Annotated in this window: 21 protein-coding genes and 1 riboswitch; of the genes, 7 read left to right on the top strand and 14 right to left on the bottom strand. The window is 65.4% G+C overall.

What is annotated here, in order from left to right:
- Window positions 1-66 precede the first annotated feature (66 nt).
- Complete coding sequence (locus IFT80_RS04015) at window positions 67-1248, top strand: MFS transporter (protein WP_192136806.1); 1182 nt, start codon at window positions 67-69, stop codon at window positions 1246-1248.
- Here IFT80_RS04015 and IFT80_RS04010 read toward each other — a convergent pair.
- Window positions 1242-2279 (bottom strand): alpha/beta hydrolase family protein, encoded by a 1038-nt coding sequence (locus IFT80_RS04010; protein ID WP_192136805.1) that lies wholly within the window; start codon window positions 2277-2279, stop codon window positions 1242-1244. The genes IFT80_RS04015 and IFT80_RS04010 overlap by 7 nt on opposite strands.
- A gap of 246 nt (window positions 2280-2525) precedes the next feature.
- Here IFT80_RS04010 and IFT80_RS04005 point away from each other — a divergent pair, with 246 nt between their 5' ends.
- A complete protein-coding gene (locus tag IFT80_RS04005; RefSeq protein WP_192136804.1) occupies window positions 2526-3287 on the top strand; it encodes an OBAP family protein in 762 nt (253 codons plus the stop codon).
- Window positions 3288-3311: 24 nt separating this feature from the next.
- On the opposite strand, the gene IFT80_RS04000 is transcribed toward IFT80_RS04005, so the two are convergent.
- Together IFT80_RS04000 and IFT80_RS03995 are read right to left on the bottom strand one after the other, a co-directional pair.
- Window positions 3312-3689, bottom strand: a complete 378-nt coding sequence (locus IFT80_RS04000; protein ID WP_192136803.1) for a DUF1294 domain-containing protein — start codon at window positions 3687-3689, stop codon at window positions 3312-3314.
- A 52-nt stretch (window positions 3690-3741) separates the two neighbouring features.
- Window positions 3742-4572 (bottom strand): undecaprenyl-diphosphate phosphatase, encoded by an 831-nt coding sequence (locus IFT80_RS03995; protein ID WP_122478277.1) that lies wholly within the window; start codon window positions 4570-4572, stop codon window positions 3742-3744.
- Between the two features lie 242 nt (window positions 4573-4814).
- Between IFT80_RS03995 and pnuC the strand changes: the two genes are divergently transcribed.
- Both pnuC and IFT80_RS03985 read left to right on the top strand, forming a co-directional pair.
- Window positions 4815-5378, top strand: a complete 564-nt coding sequence (pnuC, locus tag IFT80_RS03990) for a nicotinamide riboside transporter PnuC (protein ID WP_192136802.1) — start codon at window positions 4815-4817, stop codon at window positions 5376-5378.
- On the top strand, window positions 5375-5902 hold the full coding sequence (locus tag IFT80_RS03985; RefSeq protein WP_192056071.1) for an AAA family ATPase: 528 nt from the start codon (window positions 5375-5377) through the stop codon (window positions 5900-5902). Before pnuC ends, IFT80_RS03985 begins: the two co-directional genes overlap by 4 nt.
- A gap of 6 nt (window positions 5903-5908) precedes the next feature.
- Here IFT80_RS03985 and IFT80_RS03980 read toward each other — a convergent pair whose 3' ends face one another.
- Both IFT80_RS03980 and IFT80_RS03975 read right to left on the bottom strand, forming a co-directional pair.
- Window positions 5909-6838, bottom strand: a complete 930-nt coding sequence (locus IFT80_RS03980) for a sigma 54-interacting transcriptional regulator (RefSeq protein WP_192136801.1) — start codon at window positions 6836-6838, stop codon at window positions 5909-5911.
- A 36-nt stretch (window positions 6839-6874) separates the two neighbouring features.
- Window positions 6875-7051 carry a hypothetical protein gene (locus IFT80_RS03975; RefSeq protein ID WP_192136800.1) on the bottom strand — a complete coding sequence of 59 codons (177 nt, stop codon included), beginning with the start codon at window positions 7049-7051 and terminating at the stop codon, window positions 6875-6877.
- Here IFT80_RS03975 and IFT80_RS03970 point away from each other — a divergent pair.
- Window positions 7050-7742 carry a DUF421 domain-containing protein gene (locus IFT80_RS03970; protein WP_122478126.1) on the top strand — a complete coding sequence of 231 codons (693 nt, stop codon included), beginning with the start codon at window positions 7050-7052 and terminating at the stop codon, window positions 7740-7742. The two genes, IFT80_RS03975 and IFT80_RS03970, sit on opposite strands and share 2 nt — an antisense overlap.
- 2 nt (window positions 7743-7744) lie before the next feature.
- Here IFT80_RS03970 and IFT80_RS03965 read toward each other — a convergent pair whose 3' ends face one another.
- The 9 genes from IFT80_RS03965 to IFT80_RS03925 all read right to left on the bottom strand — a co-directional run bounded on the left by IFT80_RS03965 (window position 7745) and on the right by IFT80_RS03925 (window position 20423).
- Window positions 7745-8476, bottom strand: coding sequence for a VWA domain-containing protein (locus tag IFT80_RS03965; RefSeq protein ID WP_192136799.1), 732 nt, complete (start codon window positions 8474-8476; stop codon window positions 7745-7747).
- Entirely contained in the window at window positions 8401-9405 is a 1005-nt protein-coding gene (locus IFT80_RS03960) for an ATP-binding protein (protein ID WP_192102017.1), read from the bottom strand. Before IFT80_RS03960 ends, IFT80_RS03965 begins: the two co-directional genes overlap by 76 nt.
- 13 nt (window positions 9406-9418) lie before the next feature.
- A complete protein-coding gene (gene cobN / locus IFT80_RS03955) occupies window positions 9419-13171 on the bottom strand; it encodes a cobaltochelatase subunit CobN (protein WP_192136798.1) in 3753 nt (1250 codons plus the stop codon).
- A gap of 3 nt (window positions 13172-13174) precedes the next feature.
- Complete coding sequence (gene cobW, locus IFT80_RS03950) at window positions 13175-14239, bottom strand: cobalamin biosynthesis protein CobW (RefSeq protein WP_122478280.1); 1065 nt, start codon at window positions 14237-14239, stop codon at window positions 13175-13177.
- 90 nt (window positions 14240-14329) lie between these two features.
- A riboswitch (cobalamin riboswitch) is annotated at window positions 14330-14525 on the bottom strand.
- 31 nt (window positions 14526-14556) lie between these two features.
- Window positions 14557-15312: an ABC transporter ATP-binding protein gene (locus IFT80_RS03945; protein WP_192136797.1), complete on the bottom strand. Its 756-nt coding sequence runs from the start codon at window positions 15310-15312 to the stop codon at window positions 14557-14559.
- A complete protein-coding gene (locus tag IFT80_RS03940) occupies window positions 15309-16349 on the bottom strand; it encodes a FecCD family ABC transporter permease (protein ID WP_192136796.1) in 1041 nt (346 codons plus the stop codon). Before IFT80_RS03940 ends, IFT80_RS03945 begins: the two co-directional genes overlap by 4 nt.
- On the bottom strand, window positions 16346-17374 hold the full coding sequence (locus IFT80_RS03935; RefSeq protein WP_192102019.1) for an ABC transporter substrate-binding protein: 1029 nt from the start codon (window positions 17372-17374) through the stop codon (window positions 16346-16348). The genes IFT80_RS03940 and IFT80_RS03935 overlap by 4 nt, the downstream gene beginning before the upstream one ends.
- Window positions 17375-17592: 218 nt before the next feature.
- Window positions 17593-18765, bottom strand: coding sequence for an HlyD family secretion protein (locus IFT80_RS03930; protein WP_192136795.1), 1173 nt, complete (start codon window positions 18763-18765; stop codon window positions 17593-17595).
- Window positions 18762-20423 (bottom strand): MFS transporter, encoded by a 1662-nt coding sequence (locus IFT80_RS03925; protein WP_122478138.1) that lies wholly within the window; start codon window positions 20421-20423, stop codon window positions 18762-18764. The genes IFT80_RS03930 and IFT80_RS03925 overlap by 4 nt, the downstream gene beginning before the upstream one ends.
- A 174-nt stretch (window positions 20424-20597) precedes the next feature.
- Here IFT80_RS03925 and IFT80_RS03920 point away from each other — a divergent pair, with 174 nt between their 5' ends.
- Both IFT80_RS03920 and IFT80_RS03915 read left to right on the top strand, forming a co-directional pair.
- Complete coding sequence (locus tag IFT80_RS03920; RefSeq protein ID WP_192136794.1) at window positions 20598-21653, top strand: tetratricopeptide repeat protein; 1056 nt, start codon at window positions 20598-20600, stop codon at window positions 21651-21653.
- Between the two features lie 136 nt (window positions 21654-21789).
- Entirely contained in the window at window positions 21790-23274 is a 1485-nt protein-coding gene (locus IFT80_RS03915; protein WP_185793365.1) for an ATPase domain-containing protein, read from the top strand.
- Window positions 23275-23276 lie beyond the last annotated feature (2 nt).

Raw genomic sequence — 23276 nt, 5'->3', positions numbered from 1 at the left:
CCTGCTTTGCTTTAACCAACGTTCCCTGTCCGAGGGGACCTCAAGCGCACGCCTGCGAACGAGCCCATGACCGAGTCTGCCCACCCTACCCCTTCGTCGTCCATCAACCTGCAAATCATCTCCATCGTCTTCTACACCTTCATTGCCTTCATCTCCATCGGGCTGCCGATTGCCGTGTTGCCGGGTTACGTTCACGATGAGCTGGGCTTCAGCGCCGTAGCGGCTGGCGTGGTGATCGGCGCGCAGTACCTGGCCACCCTGCTCAGCCGCCCGAGTGCCGGGCGTATGGCCGATGCCCTGGGCACCAAACGCACCATCGTCTACGGCTTGATCGGTATCGGTATCAGCGGTGCGCTGACCTTCGTATCCGTGTTCCTGCACAGCGCGCCGCAGTGGAGCCTGGGGGTGTTGATCGCCGGGCGTGTGGTCCTCGGCCTGTCCCAGGGAGCGATCGGCGTGGGCACCAGCAGCTGGGGCATCAGCCGCGTCGGCGCCGAGCACATGGCCAAGGTGATTTCCTGGAATGGCATCGCCTCCTATGGCGCAATCGCCATCGGCGCGCCCCTGGGCGTGCTGATGGTGGGGTTCGCCGGCTTCTGGACCTTGGGCATCGCCCTGATGCTATTGAGCGCGCTGGCGCTGTGGATGATCCACGATACGCCTGCCGCGCCCGTGGTGCGTGGCGAACGCATGCCGTTCTGGGCGGCCTTCGGCCGGGTCGCACCACACGGGATGAGCCTGATGCTGGCGTCGATCGGCTACGGCACCCTCACCACGTTCATCACCCTCTACTACGTGGAGCGCGGCTGGGAAGGCGCGGCCTGGTGCCTGACCGCCTTCGGCATCAGCTTCATCGCGGCGCGCCTGGTGTTCATCAACAGCATCAATCACCTGGGCGGCTCGACGGTGGCCATGGCCTGTATCGCCACGGAGGTGGTCGGGTTGAGCCTGCTCTGGCTGGCGCCCTCGCCGACCTTCACGCTCGCGGGTGCAGCGCTGGCCGGCTTGGGGTTGTCGCTGGTCTATCCTGCGCTGGGGGTGCTGGCCATCCACAAGGTACCGGGCACCAGCCGCGGTGCAGGCTTGAGCGCCTTCGCGGTGTTCTTCGATCTGGCCCTGGCGATTGCCGGACCGGTGATGGGCGCAGTAGCGGCCGGGTTCGGCTATGGATCGATTTTCGCTCTGGCCGCCGGGCTGTCCCTCGCGGCACTGGGGCTCACTGCGTGGCTGTCGCGCCAGGATCAGTGATCGGCGGTCTGCAGGCCCGCGCGTGAAGGCCGACCCAGGGTGTGAGTGAAGAACTTTCCGGCTTCGTGGATCAGGTCGCGGTGGATGCCTTCACGGTCCACGCCGTCGGCATCGGTACACAGGGTCGGCGAGGCGTCGCGTTGCTCGTCCGTGCACGGTGCCATGAAAACAAAGTGACCGGCGCCGGGCAGCAGTCGATAGTCCGTGTTTCCCGGCAGCTTGCGCGCCAGCGCCTCGGCATTCTTGTCGATGGCCACCAGTTGATCGTTATCGCCGCTGTAGATCAGGGTTGGCAAGTGGACTTCAGCCAGGGTCTGGCGACCGAACATCAGGCTCAACGGCGCCATCAACAACAGCGCGCGGACCCGAGGGTCGGCTTCGGGGTTCAGGTCGTCGCGGTCGGCTTCCAGTTCACCACGGGTCTGGCAGGCATCGGCGTCGTAGGGCCGCTCTTCGCAGTACTTGCGCAAGCGCTGAAGGTCGGGGCGCGCGCCGGAGAGGATCAATGCCGTCTCGCCACCTGCGGAATAGCCGATCACCCCAACCGCGTTGGCATTGACGAAAGGCGACAACATCGAATCGCCCAACGCTGCGCTGATCGCCTGGGAGATCTGCAGTGGCCGCCCGTACAGATTGCTGAGCTTGCCCAAACGGCTGTGATCCTGGGCGTTGTCACCCGGATGGACCACCGCCACCACCACGAAGCCCTTGCGCGTCAGTGCAGTGATCAGATCGTGCAAGGCCAAGGGGGTGCCGGTGTTGCCGTGGGACAGCATCAGCAGCGGGAAGCGACCGATGGCGATCGGGGCATCCTGCTGCGCGTCGATGCTGTAGCCGCCCAATCGGGCCGGATGCGTACGTCCCTGGGTGGGGTAGAAGGCATAGGCTTGCATGGGCTGGTCGTCGAGCGGGTCGTTGAAGGTCAGCAGGTGATAACCCACGTTCCAGCGGGCATGGGGAAGCGCTTGAGCCTGCACCGAAAACAGGCTCAACAGCAGCAGAAAAACCAATACTGCACAACGACGGACCATCGCGGCGCTCTTCCTTGGCAAAACCTCGGGGGTAGGTTCTGACACAGCATAGGATGGGCCAAGTCACACGCCGGTTCCGTGAAATATTACGCAGGCGCGGCTGAAAACCCTCCACTGACCGCAACCAGAGTCTGCTCGGCTGAACCCTCGTCCGTGGTCCGGCTCTATGAAGGTGCCCCTGAAGTGTTGCCGGCCATCGCTCACAAAGCCTTGGCTGCGCTTCGCCCCCATGAAAAGGACTCCAGCATGAACACTCGAAAGGCCCTTGCCACGCGCACCTCGTTGACGTGCCTTGCCGCCCTCGCCATCGCGGGCTGCGCCGGCAATAACAGCGCATCCAAGGTGGACGCGCCTGGCGTACCGGCCACAGCGCTGACCAAGACCCTGGACGCTGGCGCCAACGCGCTGCAGTCGCGCCCACCCATCGATGAGTTGAACGCCTACCTGGACGGCTTTCATTTCTACAATGGACACCCCGGTGCGCAGATGGAAGCCCATCACTATTGCGCCATCCTCAATGAAGAAGTGATTCAGTGCGTCATTTATGACGGTAACGTCAAGGATGCAAAACTGATGGGCGTCGAATACATCATCAGCGCCGGGCTCTTCGCCAAACTGCCCACGGCCGAGAAAGCGTTGTGGCACAGCCACGTCCACGAAGTGAAGTCCGGCCAACTGATAGCGCCGGGCATTCCCGCGCCGGCCGAACATGCCCTGATGGAAAAACTGGTGAACACCTACGGCAAGACCTGGCATACCTGGCACACCGATCTGGACAAGCAGCTGCCCCTGGGCGTACCGCAACTGATGATGGGTTTCACCGCTGATGGTCAGATCGATCCGGCGCTGGTGCGCGAGCGCGACAAACGCTTTGGTGTCGACAGCGACAGCAAGAAAGCGGCCCGCGCCGATATCCCCGCGCCGGCGATAGACCCAGGCGCCGATGCCTGGAGCAAGGGTCGCGTCATCCAGATCCAGGACCCCACCGGCAGTCGTCACGCGCATTGAGCCTGCAAGTGCAGAGCCGTGGCGTCAGAACGTGATACCCAGGTGCTGTCCGGCAAAAATGACCTGATCGAACCAGAACGCCTGGTGAAGCGCGACGATCAGCCAGAACACCAGTTGATAGGACACCTTGCGCGTCTTGTGCCGGAACAGTTGCTGGGCGAGCAGCGCACCCGGCCAGCCGCCGAGCAGCTCGACGCCGTGCAGCAGTCTTTCCGGAATGCGCTGGCCCTGCACCGTGGCGCGGCGCTTGTCATGCCAGTACAACCCGACCGCAAGCAGACTCATCAGGGCATAAACTGCCAGCAGCACCGGGTGCCCGGCCAGTACCAGGCGCAATACGCCCAGGAACGGCAACAGGCATAGCAGGATGAAGGCCCCGAGTTTCAGCGCCAGGAATCGCACGGGACGCTGCTGCCCGCCGCGCAGCGGTGACGGCGCCCGGCGCGACGCCGGTTCAGCCCTGCGCACTGGACCAGTCGATCCAGCCGAACTGCCAGGTGGCCAGGATGATCAGGCCGAAGGCGATGCGGTACCAGGCGAACACCGCGTAGCTATGGGTGGCGATGAACTTGAGCAGGCCGCGCACTGCGATCATCGCGAAGATGAACGAGACCACGAAGCCCAGCGCAAACACCGGGAAGTCCGCTGGCTGAAACAGATGGTGGAACTTGTAGCCGGAGTACACCGCGGCGCCGACCATGGTCGGCATGGCCAGGAAAAACGAGAACTCGGTGGCCGTCTTGCGCGACAGACCGAACAGCAGGCCACCGATGATGGTCGAGCCCGAGCGCGAAGTGCCGGGAATCATCGCCAGGCATTGGGCAAAGCCGACCTTGAGCGCATCGCTCCAGTGCATGTCATCGACGTGGTGAACCCGCACGGCATGTTCGCGCTTCTCGGCCCAGAGCATGACGAAGCCGCCAAGCACCAGCGCCACGGCCACGGTGATGGGGTTGAACAGGTATTCGTGGATCTTGTCGGCGAATATCACCCCCAGCACCACTGCAGGCAGAAAGCCGATCAGCAGGTTGATGGTGAAGCGCTGCGCATTGCGCTGGGTCGGCAAGCCGGTGACGACTTCGAGGATCTTGCGGCGAAACTCCCACACTACGGCCAGTATCGCACCCAGCTGGATGATGATATTGAAGGCCATCGCCCGCTCGCCTCCGAAGCCGATCAGGTCGGCCACGATGATCTGATGGCCCGTGCTGGAGATAGGCAGGAACTCGGTCAAGCCTTCCACGATGCCCAGAATCAACGCCTGCATGGCGGTCCAAAAATCCATCATTCCCCCAATTGGACGCGCGCCTGGCGCGGTCCTGTCTGTTTAATAGAACTCATTGCCGTCGGGCCCCGCGATGCTATCAGAGCAGGTCGTGCAAATCCGCATGCCGGCGCCGTCGAGCGTTGATTGAGTTGAAGTTTCATCTTTACGGCAGGTCCACGGCACGCAACGCGCGCCGCGAGTGTGGCGCAGGTTACAATCCCGGCCTTCGATGCATTGCATGCACCTGCCAGGGATTGTCCATGTCGCCTTTGGAATTGTTCGCCGCCACGCTGGGCGTGATCGCGGTGTGGTTGACCGTCAAGCAGAATTGGCTGTGCTGGCCGATCGGCCTGGTCATGGTACTGATCTATTCGTATGTGTTTTATGACTACAAGCTGTACTCCAACATGCTGTTGCAGGTGGTGTACGCGGGCGTGCAGGTGTACGGGTGGTGGCACTGGACCCGTGGTGCATCGACGGCCAATGGTCGACCGGTCACGCGCCTGGCACCACCGCCGCTGCTCGGCGGTTTGCTCATCGGCCTGGTTGCAGGGCTTGCGCTGGGAGCGGCGATGGCCACCTGGAGCGACGCCAGCCAGCCGTGGCTGGACGCCCTGCTGACCGGCTTCAGCCTGGTCGCACAGTGGTGGATGGCCACCAAGCGCGAGCAGTGCTGGCCGCTGTGGATCGTCCTCGATGCGATTTTCGTCGGCTTGTTCGTGCATCAGGCGCTGTACCTGACGGCCGGCCTGTATGCGCTGTTCCTGCTGCTGGCGATTCACGGCTGGCACCAGTGGCGCAAGAGCGTGGCGGTGGCCGCATGAAGGTCGTGGTGCTGTGCGGGCCCGAATCGTCGGGCAAGAGCTGGCTGGCCGAACGCATGCGCGTGCAACTGGGTGCGGTGGTGGTGGGCGAATACGTGCGCCACTTCATCGACCGCGAACAGCGTGACACCTGCTACGCCGACATCGACGCCATCGCTCGCGGCCAATTGGCCTGGGAAGATGCCGCCCGCCGCGCGCAACCGGCGTTGCTGGTGCTCGACACCCACTTGCTGAGCAATATGCTCTGGAGTGAGACCTTGTTCGGCAACTGCCCGGCGTGGCTGGAAACGGCGCTGCTGCAACGGCACTACGACGCGCACTTGCTGCTCTCGCCAGAGGGCGTGGAATGGACTGCCGATGGCCAGCGCTGTCAACCCGAGCTGTCCCAGCGCCAAGCCTTCTTTGCCCAAAGCCGGGCCTGGCTGCTGGCCCACGCGCTGCCTTGCACCGTCATCAGCGGAGATTGGCGAGCGCGTGAAACACAGGTGCTGGCGAGCATTCGGCATGTTCTGGATCAACCCTAGCGTGCGTCAGCGCATGTGGTGTTTGTGCAGCAGGCGATACAGCGTCGGGCGTGACACGCCAAGCACCCTGGCCGCCGTGCTCAGGTTGCCGCCATGGCGCAGCAGCACGTCGCCCAGCGCCTGACGCTCGGCGCGGTGCTTGTAATCCTGCAGCGTCCCCAAAGGCGCGGCGACCAGGGTCTCGGTGCCCAGCCCCAGGTCCCCGGCTTCGATCTGGTTGCCGTGGGCCAGTGCCTGGGCCTGGCGAACCCGGGTGGACAACTCACGGACATTGCCCGGCCAGTCATGCTCGCCCATGGCAATCAGTGCCTCCTGGCTGAACGGGCGATGGCGCCGACCGTTCTCGCGGCTGTAGCGTTGGGCGAAATGATTGGCCAGCATGGCCAGGTCGCCGTAGCGTTCGCGCAACGGTACCGCGACGATCTCCAGCACGTTGAGCCGGTAGTAGAGATCTTCCCGCAGCTGCCCCTTGCGCATGGCGCCTGCCAGGTCGCTGTCGCTGGTGGCCACCACGCGCACGTCCACCTCGCCTGAGCCCTTGCGCTGCAGAAACCGCAGCAGTTGCTCCTGGATGTCCAGCGGCAAGCCATGTACCTGCTCGAGCAGCAAGGTACCGCGATGGACGGCCTGCAGCACGCTGCCGGACAACGGGTGCACATTGGTCTCGCCACAGCCAGGCGCGAAGAGTGGCGTCTGGCCCGGGCGGTGGGCACGAGCCTGGCAGTCGAAGACGATGAAGGGCTGCAGTCGGCGCGCAGACTGCTGGTGCAGTGCGCGGGCGATCAACTGCTTGCCGGTACCCGCTTCACCCCGGATCAAGACCGGGGAATCGGTGGTCGAGAACTTGTTGATGAGCTTGTACAAGTCGCGCATGGGCTGACTATCGCCCAACAGTCCGCAAGGCTCGCAGGGGTAGGCGTTCGAATTCACAGGCATGGCCTTTCCTTGCTGGGACGTGATCGGGAAAATACATCAAAAACAGCGGCTTGCAAGTTGTGCCAAAACAGTAACGGAAAATTGACGTTTAACACCTTCGGGCTGGTCATTGATCGTCGTCGCGCGACATTGGCGCGTCAGCGATACGTCTCGCGGAGCCTGCGCGACGCCGGTGTACAATCGCCGTTTTTCGGTATCGGCAAGGATGAGCATGAACGCGTTCGATTGGCACCGTGTGCTGCTGGGTGATGTCAACACGGGGTTTCTGGGCGAGGTGGTCGCGCGTACGCTCATGGCCTATGTGGTGGTCTTCCTGTTTCTGAAGATCGCCGGACGGCGCGGGGTGCGCCAGCTGTCGCTGTTCGAGCTGGTGGTGATCCTGACCCTGGGCTCGGCGGCTGGCGATGTGACCTTCTACGAGGACGTACCCGTATTGCCCGTACTGGTGGTGTTCCTGGCGATGATCATCTTGTATCGCCTCACCACCTTTTTGACCGAGCGCAGCGGCCGCTTCGGCGAATGGTTGGAGGGCAAGCCGTTTCTGATCATTCGCGACGGTGTGTTCGAGCTCAAGGCGCTGCAGAGCGGCAACATCACCCACGCCGAGTTCCTGATGGAACTGCGCCTTCGCGGCGTCGAGCACCTGGGCCAGGTGCGGCTGGGTATCCTCGAGGTGAATGGTGACGTCAGCCTGTACTTCCACGAACGCGAGGATGTAAAGCCTGGGTTGTCGATCCTCCCGCCCGAGCATCGGGAGTCGCTGACCACGGCCGATCGCGAGGACCTGTATGCCTGCGAGTATTGCGGCCACCTGGAAACCCTGGTTCACCAGCAGGCCCTGCCCTGCCCGCGTTGCGACAATCCGGTGTGGAGCAAGGCGCTCTGCAATCCACGGGCGGCCTGAGGCTACCGCCGCGGCAAGTCGTCCAGATGCTGGTACTCGGCGTTCAGCGCCGCGGCCAGAGCGCGGGCGCGACCCAGCCGGATCGCGCCCTTCTCCATGTCCACCAGCAATGCCGGACAGGCCATTGGCAACGCGCCTTCCAGTGACTTCAGACGCCCGTCGGTGAACACCAGGCAGCGTTGTGCTTCCTGGGGGTGCTGGCGTGCGCGCTGTTGCAGCCATTCGCGAGCCTGGTCCAGTGCTGCCAGCAGTGGCGTGCCGCCGCCTGCGCCCAGCTCGGCCAGCCAGGGCTGCAACGCCGCCGAAGCCTTCAAACCGTGGCATTGCCAGGCCGGCCCGGTGCCGCTGGCGGTGAGCAGCGCCAGCCGGGCCCGTTGCCGGTAGGCGTCGTCGAAGACCTGGGCCAGCACGCCTTTGGCCTCGGCCAGGGCACCGTGCCGGCGCGTCGAAGCCGACGCGTCCACCACTATCAGCCATAGCTGCTGGGCGGCACTGCGACGCTGTTGCCAACGCAGGTCGTCACGTTGGCGCGGCCGCCCCTGCAGCAGGGTAGCCGGCCAGTCGACCTTGCCGGCCGATGCCGCGCGCGCCGCGCCTTGCCGCCCTTGTTCGAGGTTGCCCTTGCCGGGCCGAGCATCCGCCGGGCGCGGACGGATGCTCAGGGCTTTTTTGGCCAGCTCGGCACCGTGCGCCGTTCGCCCACCGGAACGGCCTGCGCCGGCATGTCGCCCCACTGGCCTTGACCGGGGTCGGAGGGTTGCTCAGCGCTGGCAGCGGGCGGAGGTGGTGTCGCGCTGGACTCTGGCGGCCGGTTCGTCTGGCGGCGATGGCGCAGGGCGAACTCGGCAACCGCGTCAACGTCTTCGTCGAGGATAGCGTCGCCGCCGCGCCAGGCCGCATGGGCGCGCGCCGCGCGCAGCCAGACCAGGTCGGCGCGCAGGCCGTCCACGCCTTCGGCGAAGCAACGGGTGGTGATCGATTCAAGCGCCTGGTCGCTCAGCGGAATCGACTCGAGACGCTCCCGCGCCTGTTGGCAACGCAGCCGCAGCGCCGCCTGCGCGGCAGCCCACTGCGCGCAGAACGCCTGGGGGTCGCTGTCGAATGCCAGACGGCGGCGAATGATCTGGCTGCGTTCGGCCGGCGCGGGCTGGCCATCCAGGGCAACGTTGAAGCCGAAGCGGTCGAGCAGCTGCGGACGCAACTCGCCTTCCTCGGGGTTCATCGTACCGATGAGCACGAAGCGCGCCGGATGGGCGTGGGAGATGCCATCGCGCTCGATGCGGTTGACGCCGCTGGCAGCGACGTCTAGCAACAGGTCGACCAGGTGATCGGCGAGCAGGTTCACCTCATCCACGTACAGCACGCCACCGTCGGCCTTGGCCAGCACGCCTGGCGAGAAGCGTGCCCGCCCTTCGCCCAGCGCCGCTTCCAGGTCGAGCGTGCCGACCAGGCGGTCCTCGCTGGCACCCAGCGGCAAGGTCACCAACTGGCCACCGGCGAGCAGATCGGCAAGCCCGCGCGCCAGGGTGCTCTTGGCCATGCCCCGTGGCCCTTCGATCAACACGCCACCGATGCGCGGATCGATAGCGGCCAGACACAACGCCAGTTTCAGCGAATCGGCGGCGACCACGGCGGCCAGGGGAAAGTGCAGGGTGTCGGTCATTGCAGGGATCTCTTCAGGCATCTTCTTCGGTATCCAGCAGCAGGTCTTCCACGGCTTGTCGGTAGTCGCCCGGTTCAGCCCACAGGCCTCGCTGCTGAGCCTCGAGCAGACGTTCGGCCATGTCGCGCAGCGCCGCCGGATTGTGCTCCTGCAGAAAACTGCGGGTAGAAGGATCCAGCAGGTAGGCGTCGGTGAGCAACGCGTACTGGTGATCGTCGATCAGGTGCGTGGTCGCATCGAAGGCAAACAGGTTGTCGACCGTCGCGGCCAGTTCGAACGCGCCCTTGTAGCCGTGTCGCTTGACCCCTTCGATCCACTTCGGATTGGCCGCGCGGGCACGCACCACGCGGTTGAGCTCTTCTTTCAGGGTACGCACGCGCGGCACGTCTGGCTGGCTGTGGTCGCCGTGGTAACTGGCGGTCTTCTGCCCGCCCAGGGTTTCCGCAGCGGCCAGCATGCCGCCCTGGAACTGGTAGTAATCGTTGGAATCGAGCAGGTCGTGCTCGCGGTTGTCCTGGTTCTGCAGCACGGCCTGGACCTGCCCCAGGCGCCGGGCGAAAGGTGCGCGTGCGGCGGTTCCCTCGTCGTCCGCACCATAGGCATAGGCGCCCCAGTTCAGGTAGGCCTCGGCCAGGTCTTCGCGGGTCTGCCACAGGCGGCCGTCTATGGCCCCTTGCACCCCGGCGCCATAGGCACCGGGCTTGGCGCCGAAGATACGCCAGCCTGCCTCGCGGGCGGCCTGCTCGGCCGGTACGCCCTCGGCCAGCAGTTGCGCCTGTTCGGCACGGACCTTGGCTGCCAGCGGGTTGAGATCGTCGGGCTCGTCGAGCGCCGCCACGGCCTGTACGGCCGCATCGAACAGGCGCAACAGGTTGGCAAAGGCATCACGAAAGAACCCGGACACCCGCAGGGTCACGTCCACCCGCGGGCGATCAAGCAGGCTCAATGGCAGAATCTCGAAATCGTCCACCCGCTGGCTGCCGGTGGCCCACACCGGGCGCACACCCATCAGCGCCATGGCCTGGGCGATGTCGTCGCCGCCGGTACGCATGGTCGCCGTGCCCCAGACCGACAGGCCCAGCTGGCGCAGGTGATCGCCATGGTCCTGCAGGTGCCGCTCGAGAATCAGGTTGGCGGAGGCGAAGCCGATGCGCCAGGCAGTGGTGGTCGGCAGGTTGCGCACGTCCACGGAAAAGAAGTTGCGCCCGGTGGGCAACACGTCGAGGCGCCCGCGGCTGGGTGCCCCGCTCGGCCCGGCGGGCACGAAACGGCCCGACAATGCGCTGAGCAGGCCGTGCATTTCCGCCGGTCCGCAGGCATCGAGACGCGGTGCCACGGTGTCGCACAGGTGGCCCAGGATGAGTTGCACGTCGCTCCAGCCTTCGCCCAGTTCCAGCGGACCGTTCAAGGCCTGCTCGATCAGCTGGGCGGCATACAGTTCGAGCCGTTCGCGGCTGTCGCCGGCACTGCGCCAGGGCTCCTCGCTGATCGCGGCCAGGGCCGTCGGCCGTGGTCCGTCCCAAGGTGCGCCGAGGTCGCAGTCGAGCGGATCGAAACCCAGCTCGAAAGCCTTGGCCAATGCTCGCAGCACACTGGCCTGGGCGCCGCGGCCGTCGCCCCGAGGAATGCGCAGCAGTGCCAGCAGGGTATCGGTACGCAGGCGACCCTGGGGCGACTCGCCGAACACGTGCAGCCCATCGCGTATCTGCGACTCCTTCAAGTCGCACAGGTAGGTGTCCAGGCGCGGCAGCCACACCGCCGCTTCGGCACCCTCGGCCATCTGCAGCTCGTGATCGATGCGGGTTTCGCGCACCAGCGCCAGAATGTCCTGTTCCAGGGCCTGGGCGCGGCGCGGATCGAGCATCTGCGCGTCGTAGTACTCGTCGGCCAACAGTTCCAGATCGCGCAGCGGCCCGTAGGTCTCGGCGCGGGTCAGCGGCGGCATCAGGTGGTCGATGATCACCGCCTGGGTGCGCCGCTTGGCCTGGGCGCCCTCGCCCGGATCGTTGACGATGAACGGGTAGATATTCGGCATCGGCCCCAGTACCGCATCGGGCCAGCACTGCTCGGACAGCCCGACGCCCTTGCCCGGCAGCCATTCCAGGTTGCCGTGCTTGCCCACGTGGATCAGCGCATCGGCGCCGTAAGTGTGGCGCAGCCAGAAATAGAACGCCAGGTAACCATGGGGCGGCACCAGATCAGGGTCGTGGTAGACCGCGCTGACGTCCACCTGGTAACCGCGCGCCGGCTGGATGCCGACGAAGGTCAGGCCCATGCGCAGACCGGCGATCATCATGCGGCCGTTACGGCACATGGGGTCGGCACCTGGCTCGCCCCAGCGCTCGCGCACGGCGGTCTGATTGGCCGCCGGCAGCAAGGCGAAGGCGGCGAGGTAGTCGTCCAGCGCCATGCTCTGGGCACAGGGGCGCAGGTCCAGTTGTTCCAGATCGTTGGTCACGCCGCCGAGCAGCAGGTGAATCAGCGCCGTACCGCTGTCGGGTAGATCGGCCACCGGATAGCCCTGCTGCTGCATCGCGCGCAGGATGTTCAGCGCCGCAGCCGGAGTGTCGAGGCCGACGCCGTTGCCGATTCGGCCATCGCGGGTCGGATAGTTCGCCAGCACCAGGGCGACACACTTGTCGGCATTGGGCAGACGCGCCAAAGCGGCCCATTTGCGCGCCAGCTCGGCGACGAAATCCATGCGCTCGACATGCGCCGTGTAGCACACCACATCGCTCTGGCTGCGCTCGTTGTGCCAGGCCAGGTCCTTGAAGCTGATGGCCCGGCTGATGATGCGCCCGTCCAGCTCCGGCAAGGCAATGTGCATGGCCAGGTCGCGCGCGCCCAGACCCTGCTCGCTCGCCTGCCACAATGCCTGGTTGTCCTGCGCGCAGATGGCCTGGATCACCGGAATGTCACGGCGAAACGGCCGCAGGTGCGGTGCTTCCGGGCTGGACTGGGCAAAGCCGGTGGTGTTGAGAATGATCGCGGCACCCGCCTCGTCCATCCAGTCCTGCACCTGCGCCAGGCATGCAGCTTCCTTGAGGCTGGCCACGGCGATCGGCAGCGGATTGAGCCCGGCCGCCTGCAGCCTGGCACAGAAGGTGTCGACGAAACCGGTGTTGGCCGCCTGCAGGTGCGAGCGATAGAACAGCAACGGCACCACAGGCCATTGCGCTTGCCACTGCGTCTGCCAGTAGGCCAGGTCGGCGGTCGGTTGCGTCGGATGGTAGATGACCGTGCGCGGCAGCGTCTGAGGCGCTTCGCACGGTTCGGTGCGTCCGAACCAGGTATTGCCGAGGTAGCCGAACAGGTTGCGTGCGTTTTCCATGCCGCCCTGGCGCAGGTACTGCCACAGGCGTTCGGCTTGCTCGGCAGGCACCGTACAAAGCTCGGCCAATTCGGGATCGGGACGATCGCAGCCTGGCACCAGGATGACCTGCACGCCCCGCTCGGCCAGCTGCATCAACTGCTCGACACCGTAGCGCCAATAGCCGATGCCGCCGTGCAGGGAAATCAGAATGACCTTGGCGTGGCGCAGCACCTGGTCGACGTAGAGGTCGACCGAAGAATGATTCTGCACCTGCATGGGGTTGGCCAGGCGCAGGCTCGGGTAGTCGGCCGGCAGCCGCTCGCTGGCCTCGGCCAGCAAGGCCAGGTGCGAATCGCCGCTGCAGAGGATGACCAGTTCGGCGGGCGTCTGGCCGAGGTCGGCGATGCTGTCGTCCGGCACGAAGCCGCCGGGTTGGGTCCTCAGCAGGTGCATCGGTCAGGCTTCCAGCGCGGCGCGCAGTTGCGCTTGCAGCGATGCTGCATCCAGTTCCTGACCGATCAGCACCAGGCGCGTGCTGCGCACTTCGTCTGCGCCCCAGGCACGATCGAAGTGCTTGTCGAAACGCGTGCCCACGCCCTGGATCAGCAGGCGCATCGGCTTGCCCGGAATGGCCGCGAAGCCCTTGACGCGCAGGATGCCGTGTTGGACCACGGCAGCGTTGAGCGCCTGCAGCAGCTTGGCTTCTTCGGCCTGCGGCAGCTCGATGGAGATCGAATCGAAGGCGTCGTGATCGTGGTCGTCGTGGTCGTCGCCTTCATGGTGGTCGTGGTGAGTCTTGCGGCCGTCGATGTGTTGCTCGGACTCTGCGCCCAGGCCCAGCAGTACCGCCAGCGGCAAACGGCCACTGCTGGCCTCGACCACCTTCACTGCCGCCGGCAGTTCCTCGGCGACCTCGGCGCGCACCGCAGCCAGGGCGTCTGCGTCGATCAGGTCGGCCTTGTTCAGAATGACCAGGTCGGCGCTGGCCAACTGGTCGGCGAACAGCTCGTGCAGCGGCGATTCATGGTCCAGGTTGGGATCGAGCTTGCGCTGGGCATCGACCTGCTCGGGGAAGGCTGCGAAGGTACCCGCCGCCACGGCCGGGCTGTCGACCACGGTGATGACCGCATCGACCGTGCAGGCGCTGCGGATTTCCGGCCATTGGAAGGCCTGGACCAGCGGCTTGGGCAAGGCCAGGCCGCTGGTTTCGATGAGGATGTGATCGAGGTCGGCGCGCCGTGCCACCAGCTCGCGCATGACCGGGAAGAACTCTTCCTGCACGGTGCAGCACAGGCAGCCGTTGGCCAGCTCGTAGACCCGGCCATTGGCTTCTTCTTCGGTACAGCCGATGGTGCACTGCTTGAGGATCTCGCCGTCGATGCCCAGCTCGCCGAATTCGTTGACGATCACGGCAATGCGGCGGCCCTGCGCGTTGTCGAGCATATGGCGCAGCAAGGTGGTCTTGCCCGAGCCGAGAAAGCCGGTGACGATGGTGACGGGTAGTTTGGACAGCGTTTTCATCGGGTCGCCCTGATTGCGCGGCAGGGCACGAGACGAGCGCCGCAACGGCAGGCGCCAGCATTCGTCACCGGATCACCCCGCCCGGTTGAATAGGAAAGAACAGTCGAGGCAGGTCTCCTGGCTCGCGATGCCGGCCATTCTGGCCCAGGCTGCGGCGCCTTCCCGCGAGCGTTCGCAGTGGCCTTGGCGCAGCCTTCATCGCTTACAGTTGCGGGGGCAGCCGCGGCTTGGACCGCGTTCCCGTCTTAGCTCTGCTGGGCAGAGAACCTCGAACGCGCAAGGCTACCACAGGGCACGGGACGTGTCAGTGATACGGCTCAGACCCGATAGCGCACATGGGGGCGGCCGCCGGCCAGGCTAACCTCGGCGTGAACGCCATAGACCTCGGCGATCAGCCGCTCGGTCAAGACCAGCGCCGGCGCACCGCTGGCAACCAGACGGCCGCCCTTGAGCACGACCAGCACGTCGCAGAACATCGCCGCCAGGTTCAGATCATGAATCGCCATCACGCAGGTCAACGGCAGGTCCTGAATCAGTTGCAGCAATTCCAGCTGGTGCTGGATGTCGAGGTGGTTGGTGGGCTCGTCGAGCAGCAATTCGCTGGGCTGCTGGGCCAGGGCGCGAGCGATCTGCACCCGTTGCCGTTCGCCGCCGGACAAGGTGTGCCAGCGCCGCTGTGCATGGCCGCTCAGGTTGACCTGGGCCAGGGCCTGGGCAATCGCCAGGTCGTCTTCGCGCAGCCACGGTGCGAACGGCGAGCGGTGCGGCGTGCGCCCCAGGCGCACCACCTCCTGTACGCGAATGTCCACCTCGGTGCTGGCGTGTTGTTCCACCATCGCCACCTGCCGTGCGACCGCTCGCCGCGATACGTCCGCCATGGGCTGATCGTCGAGTGTGACCTGCCCCTGGCTGGGACGCCCGAGCCCGGCCAGCAGGCGCAGCAGCGACGACTTGCCCGAGCCATTGGGGCCGATCAGGCCGACCATGCTGCCGGGCGTGATGGCCAGGCTGACGTCGTCGAGAATCAGCAGCCCACCCGCTTTCCAGCTGACCTGGTGCAGTTGCAGGCTCATGCTCGACGCCTCGCGCGGTAGAGGATCAAGGCAAACGCCGGGGCGCCGACCAGGGCCGTGACCACCCCGATGGGCAACACCTGGCCGGGCACGATGATGCGCGCGACGATATCGGCCAGCACCATGAAATTGGCGCCGATCAGCACCGAGGCGAGCAACAGCCGGACGTGGCTGGGCCCCACCAGAAAGCGCGCAATGTGGGGCACCACCAAACCGACGAAACCCACTGCGCCGACGATACTGACCATGGTCGCGGTGATCAGTGCGGTGGTGGCGAACAACACCAGGCGCACCGTGACCACCGGCACGCCAAGGGTGGCGGCAGCGTCTTCGCCGAACACGAAGGCGTCCAGCGCCCGTGCGAAGTACAGGCACAGCAGCAGGCCTGCGCCGACCACTGCCGCCGCCAGACCCACGTCGGGCCAGCGTACCCCGCCCAGGCTGCCGAGCAGCCAGAACATCACGCTGCGCGCCTGCTCGGCATTGGCCGAGGTCGAGACGATATAGGCCGTCAGCGCATTGAACAGTTGCGATCCGGCGACACCGGCGAGGATCACCTGCGCCGGGCCGCTGCGAGTGCCGGCAGCCAGCAGCAGCACCAGGCCGAACGCCAGGGCCGCACCGAGAAACGCGCCCATGGAAATGCCGATCACGCCGCCGCCCAGCCCGAGCAGCATCACCACCACCGCGCCGGTCGAAGCGCCTGCGGAGATGCCCAGCACGTAGGGTTCGGCCAGCACGTTGCGCAGCAGCGCCTGCAACACGGCGCCGCAGATCGCCAGGCCGGCGCCACAACAGGCGGCGACCAGCGCGCGACTCAGGCGGTATTCCCAAATGATGCCCTGGATGATTCTCGGCACGGGGTAGTCGGCCAGGCCCACGCCATTGAGCAGCGCCTTGCCGACCGTGGCCAGGGCAATGCCCATTTCCCCCACCGACACCGCCAGGGCGATCGACACGCTCAACGTCGCCAGGGCGAGCAGCGCCAACAGGAGGCGCCAGACCCAGCCATCTTCACGCGCCAGGCGCTGGATCAAGGTGTGGCCCGTGTACGCTCGAGGCCGGCAGCAATGTCTTCCACCGCGCGCACGACATCCATGGAAGGGTTCAACGACTGCGCATCGACCACGATGATGCGGCCATTGCGCACGGCATCCAGCTCACGGGTCACCGGGTCGCTGCGCAGGAACGCCAGCTTTTTCTCGACATCGTCGGCCGGGTACAGACGCCGCTGCATGCGCGCGACGACGATGACATCGGGATTGCTCGCAGCGATGCTTTCCCAGCTCACCCCAGGCCATTCCTCGTCGCTGTCGACGATGTTGCGCAGGCCCAGCAGACGGTTGATATAGCCGGGTGCGCCGCTCTTGCCGGCTACCCAGGGGTCGCCTTCCAGGCGCGTGCTGGAAAACCAGTACACCACCGACAGCGGTGCGTGCCCGGCGCTGCCGGCGCGCTCGGTGGCTTTCTGGATGCGTGCGTGCAACTGGTCAGTCAGGCGCTCGCCGGCCGCCTCGACATCGAAGATGCTCGCCAGCTCGCGGATTTCCTTGTCCACCAGTGCCATGGAAAACACCTGGCTACGGCTGCCGTCGGCATTGGAGGTGGCGGTGACTTCCTTGCCGTCGCAGTCACTGGGCGACACATAGGAAGGGATGCCAAGGCTGGCCAGTTGCTCGGGCTTGGCGACTTCGCCGTTGGGTCCGACGTGGTAGGTGTACTGCGCCACCACGATGTCAGGTGCGGTAGTGGCCACCGCCTCGAAGCTGGGGGCATTGTCGGCCAGGCGTGGCACCTGGGCATTGGCCGCGCGCAGAGGCTCGGGCAACGGCCCGAACCAGACCCCGGTGCCCACCATGCGTGGCGCCAGGCCCAGCGAGAGGAGAATTTCGGTGCTGGCCTGGCCCAGGCTGACGGCACGCTGCGGCGCGGCCTGGACGGTCAAGGGCGCGCCGCAGTTGGGCAGCGTCAGTGGGTAGTGGGTGGCGGCGTGACTGGCGACGGCAGCGAAGAGACCGACGGCAGCGACGCTGGCGCGGACGAATACGGCAGGAAGATTCATTGCAACTCCTTGGATGGCGCGTCCAACAGATCGAAGAAACCCACAGCAAGGTCTGGCTGACGACATGCAACATGTCGATCACAGTGGCGCGACCGCGCCGGATTCGAACCGGCTTCCTGCTCTGGGCGAAGACAAGCGGCGCAGACGGTAGGCGACCCGTCGGCAAAGATCAAATGGTTTAACCCGCGCAACGCGCTGTGGATACCCCGATTGCCTGCCTAGGGGGCGCCGTCGCGGGGCCGGTCGGTACGGTTCTGCTCGACCACATAGCCCGTGTCTATGCTGACCACCACCGACATGCCGGGGCGCAGCCGATGCGCCCCGTCCTGGTCCGGGTCCACGGTGATGCGCACCGGAATGCGCTGGGCGATCTTGACGAAATTGCCGGTGGCATTGTCGGCCTGCAACAGGCTGAATTCCGAGCCGGTGGCCGGTGAGATGCGCTGTACATGCCCGCGCAGGCGCAGGTGGTCGAGGGCATCGACGGTGAAGCTCACCGGTTGGCCGATACGCACATCGGCCATCTGGGTTTCCTTCATGTTGGCCATGACCCACAGCGTGTCGGGAACCAGCGCCATCAGTTGCGCACCGGAATTCACATAGGCCCCCAGGCGCACGCCGACCTGCCCCAACTGGCCGTCGCGCGGCGCCAGGATGCGCGTGTTGTCCAGATCGATGCGTGCCAGCTCTACCGCGGCTTCGGCGTTGGCGACGTTGGCGGCCAGCGAGTCACGGTTGACGATCACCGTCTGCAGGTCTTCGCGGGCAATGGCCAGCGCAGCCTTGGCCTGTGCCACCGAGGCCAGCGCCTGGGCGTTGGCAGCGCGGGTCACATCGAGCTCGCGGCGCGACACCGAGCCGTCGCTGATCAGGTTCTGGTTGCGGCCCAGATCGGCAGCGCCCTTGCGCGCCTGCGCTTCGCTGTCCGCCACCGCCGCCTGGCGCTGGGTAATGGTGGCTTCGGCACTGCGGCGCTGTTGCAGGTTGTTGGCCAGGGCGGTCTTCTGCACTTGGACCTGCGCCAGCGCCTGGTTCAGGCGCTGGCGGTAGATACGGTCGTCCAGGCGTACCAGCAGGTCGCCTGCCTTGACGAACTGGAAGTCCTGTACCGGCACTTCGAACACATAGCCTGCCAGTTGCGGCCCGATGATCGTCACCTGGCCACGCACCAGGGCATTTTCGGTACTTTCGATGTGGCTGCTGAACGGAGGCAATTGCCAGGCGTACAGCACGATCGCCACCCCCACCAACGCGATGCTGGCGAAGATCAGGCTGGACAGTACCCGCACCCGCCGCGAGCGCGGCTCGGTGGCCGCTGGATTGGGCGGTGGGGTCTGGCCTTCGGGCGTGGCGGCGATGGCATTGGTGGTCGTGGACGTCGGTTCGGTCATGAAGTGCTGGCGCCGCTGGTGGATACGGTAGGTGTCGCGGCGGTGGTCACCGCCCGGGTGGTGCTCATCAGCCACAGGCTGCGGACGAAGATCCACAGCATGGTCAATACGGCAATGATGCAGATCAGCATGAAGACATCGTTGTAGGCCATGACGTTCGCCTCGCGCGTGGCGGCCGTCGCCAGCGCACGGGTGCCCAAAGTGGCCCGCAGGGCCGGGTCGGCGATGTGCGCCAGGTAGCTGGCGGCGGCATTGCTGACCCGCGCCTGGACCAGCGGGTCCATGAGGGTCAGGTGCTCGACGATCATGCTCGAATGGTATTTCTCGCGGACGATCTGGAACGTGCCCAGCAACGCGGCGCCGATCAACCCGCCCAAATTGTTGCAGATACCGAACAGCACCGAGAAGCTGACCAGGTTGCGCGGGTTGGTCAACACGTGGCGCATGCCCAGCACCATGGTCGGGCCCAGGAAAAACGTGCCACCGAAGCCCAGCAGGAACTGGCTGACGTACATATTGGCCGGACGCGTCAGGTTGCTGGAGAAACTGTCCATGGCCGAACCCACCGCCATCAGCGCCAGGGCAATGATCAGTGGCATGAACAGATGCTCGGGGTTGATGGTCCAGGCACTCACGGCCAGCCCCGCCACCGCGCCGAAGAGCATCACGCAATAAAGAGTGCGCATCTGCTCCTGGCCCATGTTCAACGCTTGCAACAGACCGACCGCCCCGGTGGACTGCTCCGACAGCACCATGCGCGTCAGGATCACCGCCAGGGCCAGGCGGATGGCGACACCGCTGCCCAGCCAGCGGGTCATCAACATCGGGTTGCTGCGATTGTGCTCCACCGCCAGGCCACCGAGGATCAGCACGATGGCCCCTGCCGAGGCCCAGCCTATCCAGGGTGCCTCCAGCCACCAGTCGATCCGGCCCAGGGACAGCACCGCGCAGAGCAGCGCAATGCCGGACGCAAGAATCGCGAAAATGAGAAAATCCAGCGGTTCGAAGGTCTTGAAGCGGTCGCCCGGCGGCAGTTTGAGCAGGAACACGCAACCCAGGGTCAGCAGCGCCATGCCCAATTCGAACAGGTACAGGCCGCGCCATTCGGCGATCTGCAGCAGGTCTTCGGAAAACACCCGCGCCAGTGGCAAGGCCAGCTGCGAGGTGCCCAGGCCCAGCACCAGGGCCTTGAGACGCCACTTGGCAGGAAACGCCTGGATCATGTAGTACAGACCCAGGGAACTCAGCGCCGCCCCGACCATGCCGTGGGCGGCGCGAACGGCAATCGCCGAGCCCAGGTCGTTGACGAACAGATGGCCAAAGGTGACCAGCGCATACAGCATCAGAAACAGTTCGGTGAACGTGCGCAGACCGAACTGCTGGCGGAATTTCACCAGCAGCAGGTTCATCGACACATTGGTCATCACGTAGGCCGCAGGCAGCCAGGCCATCTCCGCCGCCGTGGCGCCGAGCGAGCCCTGCAGGAATTGCAGGTTCGCCACCACCAGCGAGTTGCCGAGGCCGCCGGTCAGTGCCACCAGCAGGCCGACGATACCGAACGCCAGGCGCTTGCGCGTCGAATGCAGAGGCGTCGAGGGAGAGCCCGGCAAGTTCGGCTTTTCGTGGGGCAGCCAATCGCGGCTCGTGTAGCGGGTCATGCGGTGGCCTTGGCGGGGAGCGTAGAAACGACGAAGAAACGACGAAGATCGGGCGCTAGTAAACCTCACCGGCGGGGGGCTTGCCAATGCTCGTCGCTGCCATGATTTGACTGCACCCCGGCAGTGACCCAAGCTGAATGCCCCGGCCAAGCCTGCGCCCTTTCGGATACCCGCATGTTCAAACGCGTTCGCCTTCCGCTGACCCTGCTGCTCGTGGCACTGCTGCTGATAGCGCTCTGGTACGCCTGGCGCCCTGCGGCCCATACGGTTCCGGCAGCGCCGCAGCAGGGCTACGGCAAAGCCCTGAGCCAGGCTCGCCATGGTCAGCCGGGCGCCGCACGAGTGCTTTATCAGCAGTTGGCGCGCACCGACCTCAGCGCCGAGCGGCGCGCTGCGCTGTACGCCGAACTGCCCAACTACCCCAGTCCACAGGCCCTCAAACTCGCCACTGCCGATTTGCAGAGCGACCTTGCCGACGTGCGCCACGCGGCAATCGATGCCGTCATCGGCCTGGTCCCCGAGAACCAGCGCAGCGTACTGCTGGGGCCCTTGCTGGAAGACCGTGACGAGTCGATCCGCTTTCACGCCGCGCGGGGGTTGCTCGGCTTGCCAGCCGATGAACTGGGCCTGTATTTCGGCCACCTGGACAAGGTGGTGAACGCCTGGATTGCTGCCCTGCAGGGCCAGACCGACAGCGCTGCCGCCCAACTGGCGCTGGCCCGGCTGTACTTGCACGAGAGCGAGCATGTTCAAGCCGAGCAGGCGCTGGCCCGCTATCGCCTGCTCCAGCCCGATGATCTGGAAGCCATTGCGCTGCAGGTCGAGCTGTACGAGCACCAGGGCAAAAGTGACCAGGCGCGGCGTCTGCTGGCCGAACAGTTGCTGGTGCATCCACAATCGGCCCTGTTGCAGCAGCAGTTGGGCCTGTGGCTGATGGCCCATGACGAGGACGAATACGCCCTGCTCGCCCTCGCTCGTGCGGTGGAGCTGGCACCGGACAACACTGACTACCGCTATGTCCTGGCCACCAACCTGCACGACCTGCAGCAGGTCGAAGCGGCGCAGAAGCAGCTCGAAGAAATCCTGCGGCGGGATCCGGCCAACCGACGCGCACGGGTGTTGCTGATCCAGTACTGGAAAGAAACCGGTCAGTTGCAGAACGTGCAGGTGCTGCTGGCCGAACTCGAGCAGCAGAACGCCGACGACCCCAGCCTGCAGCAGGGGTTGTGAAGTCGCGGCTTTTCCAGGGCCACCCTCGCCCGTTTTTGTCTGAATGAGCTCGGAACCCCGCCCACGGCCCGGTGTCCAGTATCAACCTGCGTCGCGTTCTGCACTGCAGCCCCTTCCGCTACCCGAGGACACCTTTTTGACGACGGCCAAAGCAGCCACCGGTATCGCCGGGCTGGACGACATTCTTGGTGGAGGTCTGACCCGCAGCCATATCTTTCTGCTCGAGGGTCAACCGGGTGCGGGCAAGACGACGGTAGCCCTGCAGTTCCTGCTCGAAGGCGTTGCGCAGAACGAAACCTGTCTCTACATCACTTTGTCCGAAACCACCAAGGAACTGCGCGAAGGCGCTCGCTCCCACGGCTGGGAACTGGACGAGCGGGTCACCGTGTTCGAGCTGACGCCGCCGGAATTGGTGCTCGACCTGCAACAGCAGCAAAGCCTGCTCTACAGCAGCGACCTTGAACTGGGCGAAGCGACGCGGCAGATCTTCGATGAAGTCGAACGGGTCAAGCCTTCACGGGTGGTATTGGACAGTTTGTCCGAGGTACGTCTGCTGGCTCAGGGCTCGCTGCGCTATCGGCGGCAGATTCTCGCCATCAAGCACTATTTTGCGCGTTTCAATGCGACCGTCCTGCTGCTCGACGACATGACCAGCGAGCCACTGGACAAGACCCTGCACAGCATCGCCCACGGCGTGATTCGCCTGGAAGAAACCGCGCCGGACTACGGCGCCGAGCGCCGGCGCCTGCGCATCATGAAGTACCGCGGGCAGAAATACCGCGGCGGTTATCACGACTTCACCATTCAGGCCGACGGGATTCACGTCTATCCGCGCTTGGTTGCGGCCGAACATCGCGCCCGCTACGAGCGCACCCAACTGACTTCGGGCATCCCGGAGCTGGACGCCCTTCTGGGCGGCGGCGTCGAGAACGGTTCGAGCACTTTGATCATCGGCCCCGCGGGTACCGGCAAATCGCTCATTTCCATGGTTTTCGCCGCTGCGGCCGTGGCCCGTGGCGAAAAAGTCGCGCTGTTCATCTTCGACGAAGAGCTCAGCTTGCTGTTCGAGCGCATGAAAAACCTGGGCATCGATCTGGAAGCCTATCAGCGCAGTGGCAAGATGGTCATCCAGCAGGTGGACGCCGCTGAACAGTCGCCGGGCGAATTTGCCCACATGGTCCGCACCAGCGTCATCCTGCACGACATCAAGACAGTGGTGATCGACAGCATCAATGGCTACCACGCCGCAATGATGGGCGAAAGCACACCCGTGCTGCACATCCATGAGCTGCTGCTGTACCTCAACCGCCTGGGCGCCTCGACCTTCATGACCGTGGCCCAACAGGGGCTGGTCGGCGACATGAAGGCGCCAGTGGACATCACCTACCTGGCCGACACCGTCATTCTCCTGCGCTACTTCGAGGCGCTGGGCAACGTGCGGCGTGCGGTGTCGGTGATCAAGAAGCGCTTTGGCGGCCACGAGAACACCATTCGCGAATACAAGATCAGCAGCCAGGGCATGAAGGTCGGTGAGCCACTGAGCGCTTTCCAGGGGGTGTTGCGCGGTGTCCCGACCTACGTCGGCGAAGCCCGTCCCCTGCTTGAAGCAGATGATCAGTGAAG

The organism is Pseudomonas sp. CFBP 8771, from assembly GCF_014841695.1.
GTDB classification, from domain to species: domain Bacteria; phylum Pseudomonadota; class Gammaproteobacteria; order Pseudomonadales; family Pseudomonadaceae; genus Aquipseudomonas; species Aquipseudomonas baltica.
This window is presented reverse-complemented; position numbering and strand designations above follow the sequence as displayed.

What these genes read in the sequence shown, in the direction of transcription:
- IFT80_RS04015 (WP_192136806.1), top strand. Translation starts at nt 67, where the DNA reads ATGACCGAGTCTGCCCACCCTACCCCTTCGTCGTCCATCAACCTGCAA.
- IFT80_RS04010 (WP_192136805.1), bottom strand. Translation starts at nt 2,279, where the DNA reads ATGGTCCGTCGTTGTGCAGTATTGGTTTTTCTGCTGCTGTTGAGCCTG.
- IFT80_RS04005 (WP_192136804.1), top strand. Translation starts at nt 2,526, where the DNA reads ATGAACACTCGAAAGGCCCTTGCCACGCGCACCTCGTTGACGTGCCTT.
- IFT80_RS03995 (WP_122478277.1), bottom strand. Translation starts at nt 4,572, where the DNA reads ATGGATTTTTGGACCGCCATGCAGGCGTTGATTCTGGGCATCGTGGAA.
- pnuC (WP_192136802.1), top strand. Translation starts at nt 4,815, where the DNA reads ATGTCGCCTTTGGAATTGTTCGCCGCCACGCTGGGCGTGATCGCGGTG.
- IFT80_RS03985 (WP_192056071.1), top strand. Translation starts at nt 5,375, where the DNA reads ATGAAGGTCGTGGTGCTGTGCGGGCCCGAATCGTCGGGCAAGAGCTGG.
- IFT80_RS03980 (WP_192136801.1), bottom strand. Translation starts at nt 6,838, where the DNA reads ATGCCTGTGAATTCGAACGCCTACCCCTGCGAGCCTTGCGGACTGTTG.
- IFT80_RS03970 (WP_122478126.1), top strand. Translation starts at nt 7,050, where the DNA reads ATGAACGCGTTCGATTGGCACCGTGTGCTGCTGGGTGATGTCAACACG.
- IFT80_RS03975 (WP_192136800.1), bottom strand. Translation starts at nt 7,051, where the DNA reads ATGCTCATCCTTGCCGATACCGAAAAACGGCGATTGTACACCGGCGTC.
- IFT80_RS03960 (WP_192102017.1), bottom strand. Translation starts at nt 9,405, where the DNA reads ATGACCGACACCCTGCACTTTCCCCTGGCCGCCGTGGTCGCCGCCGAT.
- cobN (WP_192136798.1), bottom strand. Translation starts at nt 13,171, where the DNA reads ATGCACCTGCTGAGGACCCAACCCGGCGGCTTCGTGCCGGACGACAGC.
- cobW (WP_122478280.1), bottom strand. Translation starts at nt 14,239, where the DNA reads ATGAAAACGCTGTCCAAACTACCCGTCACCATCGTCACCGGCTTTCTC.
- IFT80_RS03945 (WP_192136797.1), bottom strand. Translation starts at nt 15,312, where the DNA reads ATGAGCCTGCAACTGCACCAGGTCAGCTGGAAAGCGGGTGGGCTGCTG.
- IFT80_RS03935 (WP_192102019.1), bottom strand. Translation starts at nt 17,374, where the DNA reads ATGAATCTTCCTGCCGTATTCGTCCGCGCCAGCGTCGCTGCCGTCGGT.
- IFT80_RS03930 (WP_192136795.1), bottom strand. Translation starts at nt 18,765, where the DNA reads ATGACCGAACCGACGTCCACGACCACCAATGCCATCGCCGCCACGCCC.
- IFT80_RS03925 (WP_122478138.1), bottom strand. Translation starts at nt 20,423, where the DNA reads ATGACCCGCTACACGAGCCGCGATTGGCTGCCCCACGAAAAGCCGAAC.
- IFT80_RS03920 (WP_192136794.1), top strand. Translation starts at nt 20,598, where the DNA reads ATGTTCAAACGCGTTCGCCTTCCGCTGACCCTGCTGCTCGTGGCACTG.